Annotated in this window: 3 protein-coding genes; 2 read left to right on the forward strand and 1 reads right to left on the reverse strand. The window is 67.8% G+C overall.

The window, feature by feature from the left end:
• Nucleotides 1-627: 627 nt before the first annotated feature.
• The gene (locus ABD810_RS40840) at nt 628-1392 is read left to right on the forward strand and encodes a DinB family protein (RefSeq protein ID WP_344953971.1); all 765 of its coding nucleotides are present in this window, start codon (nt 628-630) and stop codon (nt 1390-1392) included.
• Between the two features lie 433 nt (nt 1393-1825).
• Here the strand turns inward: ABD810_RS40840 and ABD810_RS40845 are convergent, their stop codons facing one another.
• Nucleotides 1826-2224 (reverse strand): MmcQ/YjbR family DNA-binding protein, encoded by a 399-nt coding sequence (locus ABD810_RS40845; RefSeq protein WP_127933457.1) that lies wholly within the window; start codon nt 2222-2224, stop codon nt 1826-1828.
• Nucleotides 2225-2946: 722 nt separating this feature from the next.
• Here ABD810_RS40845 and ABD810_RS40850 point away from each other — a divergent pair.
• Nucleotides 2947-3825, forward strand: coding sequence for a recombinase family protein (locus tag ABD810_RS40850; RefSeq protein ID WP_344953975.1), 879 nt, complete (start codon nt 2947-2949; stop codon nt 3823-3825).
• Nucleotides 3826-3929 lie beyond the last annotated feature (104 nt).

Genomic DNA, 3929 nt, shown 5'->3' on the forward strand with positions numbered 1-3929 from the left:
CGTGGTCGGCAAGGCCGCGAGCCGCTCGGACGACACCGGCGTCGGTGGGGCGCGAGCCATCCGGCGCGGGCGTCTGGACTGCTGTCAGCCGCCGTAACCCTTGGCGACAACGGTGCTGTGCGCCGGGAACTCCGCTCGGCAATCCCAGCACGTCACGGCGAGTTTGCGAAGAGGAGTACGGCGTCTTCGACGGCGGTCGTGGCCGGTGAGGACAGCGGGCCGGTCAGCATCGCGGTCGTAGACCGTGTGCTGGAACTTGCGGTCTCCGCCTGGGCCGAGCGGATCAAGCAGGACTTGGCACAGCGCTTTGTGATCGTGAGCGTCGTGCCGCCATCGAAGACACAAGCCACGAGAACCCGGGCGGCGCGGCCATCGTCGCCTATCTGGTCGGCGAACGGCGACCCGACGAGCTGCTCACGAGCCAACTGGGTAGTTGGCTACCCGCGCCGATGATTCCACGCGTCTACGTCTGGCTGGACGAGATGCCTCTCAACCGCGCGGGCAAGATCGATCGTCGAGCGCTCGCCAAGATGCTCGATCCCGCACTCCCCCACCCGGACGCAACACGCAACCCTCACGTTGTGCCATTCACTGGCGCGGGCGGGACGGATACGGGAAACTGTCCCGATGCCTGCTGAGTACACCCAAAGTGACCAGTTCCGTGGTGCCCGCATCCACCTGTGCGACCTCTCCGGCCTCGAGATTCGCGATTGCGACGCCACCGGCCTGAAGATCGTGGACTGCTATGGGGGCAACGTCTCCCTCGGTGGCGGCTTCGAGCGTGTCGTTGTCAACGACGTCGACGTGACCGCCTACGTCGAGGCCGAGCTCGACCGGCTGCATCCCAACCGGGTGCTGGCCCGTGAGGCCACGTCCGCCGCCGAATACCGGGCCGCTTGGGATGCCATCGAGAAGCAATGGGAGGAGACGCTCGACCGCGCCAGGCGCCTACCCGAGGCGAAGCTGCACGAGCAGGTCGACGGCGAGTGGTCGTTCGTCGAGACGCAGCGGCATCTGCTGATGGCCAGCAATGCCTGGATCGGCAACGCCGTGCTCGAGGAGGACGCGCCGTACCACCCGTTGGGCCTTCCTAGCGGCGGGATGCCGGCCGAAGCATCGGCGAAGCTCGGGCTCACCCTCGATGCCACCCCGACGCTCGACGAGGTACTCGCGCCGCGGCTCGCCCGCATGGCCACGATGCGCCGGGTCGTCGACGAGCTCACCGAGGCCGAGCTCGACCGGGTATGTGGTCGCAAGCCGGCCGACCCCTACCCGGACAAGGAGTACGTCGTGCGCCGCTGCCTCACGGTGGTGTGCAAGGAAGAGGCCGAGCATCACCGGTATGCGGTCCGCGACCTCACCGTGCTCGAGGCCGGTGCCCGAACCGAGTGAAGGCGCGTCCCGGCAATGGACGGCGATCTCGCGATCCTGCGCTTGACCAGCCCATCTTGCTGTCGGAGCCCCTCATCGCACCCGCACTGCCCAGCCAGGGCGCGGTGCCGACCGGCGAGGTAGTCACGACCGGCTACGAAAGACCAGCAATGCGGGCTTCCCCAACGAACGACGCGAGGTCTTCCTCGATGTCACGCCGCGGTGGACCTGCGAAGGCATCTACCAGTTCGTGAAGCCGATCACGCCCGGAATGAACTGCACCCGCAAATCCGGCCAGACGGCCGGAGCATGCGGCACTGGGTGATGTCGTCATCGGAATCGTCTCCTGAAATATCTCTGACCAGTGCGGCAACCCGACCTATCCCACCGTGAATAGGAATGTTTCTCAGCACCGAACCTGGATAAGCGGCAACGTGGGGAGGTAGCCGGCGGTTCATCCACCTGCCTTCAGCCGGAACGCGAGGCGGCGGGGCGCCTGCACGCGATAGCTGTCCGTCACCAGCTCGGCAACCTCGACCCAGTCCGTCTCGTCGTCCAGCACCATTCCCACGACATTCACACCCCAGTCGGCCCGGAAGAACGGAGGGCCGGCATGCGCCAGCGCGGCCAACTCCCCGGGCGGCGCCCGGAAGGTCATCAGGATGGCCGGATCGTCCATATCGATGTACGCCGACCCCCTCCCGTCGGTGGTGTAGACGTGCAGGAACGTCCGCCGGCGAATCCGCCACCGCAGGCCGATCCACGCCGGCTCCTCGTACGCCTCGGGCAGCTCCCCGCAGATCACCCGGAGCCGGCCCACAACGGCGGGTGGAACGTCCGCGATGTCGCTCATCTGTACCTCCCGCGCCCATCCTGCCCGCCGGGTAGGACATCAGCACATCAGAGTCTCCGGGGTTGGCGGGGCCGCGCCGACGTCATAGGACTATCGGGCCCAGCTCGGTGACGACGCTGGCAAAGGTTCGGATGAGATCGGTTTCGGCGGCGGTGCGCCAGACAAGCGCGAAACGGGCAAGTGGTGCGTCGCGGATGAGCGGGTAGGCGATGCCGGGGTGTGGCGCCAGGCGTCTGGCTTGGGCCGTCACGGGTGCGATGGCCTCGCCGGTGAGCAGGAGTGGGATCTCCTGGTCGAAGCTGGCGACTTTCGGGCCGATGGTGATCGGTCGGCCGCTGGGGGTGTGGGTGGGGATGAAGATGTGGCGCCAGTAGTCCGGCGCGGCGCCGCCGTCATCTGTGACCTCGGGCAGGGCCGTACCGCCTTCGGGGGGACCGTTCTGGTGGAATGAGAGATCTGTCCTCGAGGACGCGGTTCACACCCAACCGCGCTCTTGGCCAGGGCGCGGGGGTGGACCTGCAACGGAACCGTTTCTCCTCTTACAGCGATCGCGAGCCTGGTATCCGCGTGAGCCTTGGAGGGTCGACGACGACAACGCAGTGTTTCATAGGTGGTCACCTATGAAACATGAGGCTCGGCGGGTCATGATCAGGGCGGATCGTGTTTCATAGGACGTTGCAAATCTCCCGCCTGATGAAACGCACTTATGAAACACTCGCGGGGTGAGCGATGACGACTTCCTGCGCGTGGAAGCCCACGACTGCCCGATGACCTCATGCGCGGTCCCGGCCGGATCGCCCTGCCGTACCGGCCGCGGCAAGGTGACGGCGCAGTACCACACCGCCCGCTTCCGGCTCGTGCCCGACCTGGCCAAGACCCTCGCCGTGGCGGTCCCGGCGGTGCGCAGGCCCGGCACCGCCTGGACCGAGCTGCCGCGCCCCGCCGCGGCCGGCGCCGAACCGGCCGGGCACGCGCGCATCGGCTACGCCCGCGCCTCCACCGCCCGCCAATCGCTCGACACTCAGATGGACGCGCTGAAGGCCGCCGGTGTCACCCGGGTCTTCGCCGAGAAGATCTCCACCCGCGCCACCATCCGCCCGCAGCTCGAACGGGCCCTGGCCCTGGCCATGGAGATGCGGGCCTCCGGCCTGGCGGTCACCCTGGTCGTGCACGAGCACAAACGCCTGGGGCGCGGCATCGAACTGGCAGCCCTGGCCGAACAGCTCCGCGCGGCGGGCATCGGCCTGGAGTTCCTCTCCGGCGAGCTGCAGGGCAGCCACGACCCGTCCGGGATCGTCTTCACCGTGCTGGCCGCGCTGTCGGGCATGGAACGCGAATACATCCGCGACCGCACCCTGGAAGGCCACGAGTCGGCCCGCACCCGCGGCAAGCACATCGGCGGCGCCACCGTCACCGACGAAGCCATGCTGTCGATGGCGCTGCACCTGCGCGGCCAGAACCTCAGCCTGCGCGACATCGCCGCCCGCCTGGTCATCACTCGCGGCAAGAAGAAGGGCCAGCACCCCTCACCGGCCACCGTGCTGCGCATGCTCCGCGACCACGACGAAGCAGCCGGGAGGCCTGCAATACAGGGGCTATGACCTGGGGAGATGCCGCTCGTTTGGGGCTGGTGACACGTTCGTTAACGGCACGTCCGCCGCGAGTTCAGCCAGACTGAAGGACATTCATCGGGAACACACGCGAG

This window comes from Sphaerisporangium flaviroseum, assembly GCF_039537005.1.
GTDB classification, from domain to species: Bacteria; Actinomycetota; Actinomycetes; order Streptosporangiales; family Streptosporangiaceae; genus Sphaerisporangium; species Sphaerisporangium flaviroseum.

Bases quoted from the DNA above. Each gene is read 5' to 3' on its own strand.
- ABD810_RS40840 (WP_344953971.1), top strand. From the start codon at position 628: ATGCCTGCTGAGTACACCCAAAGTGACCAGTTCCGTGGTGCCCGCATC.
- ABD810_RS40845 (WP_127933457.1), bottom strand. From the start codon at position 2,224: ATGAGCGACATCGCGGACGTTCCACCCGCCGTTGTGGGCCGGCTCCGG.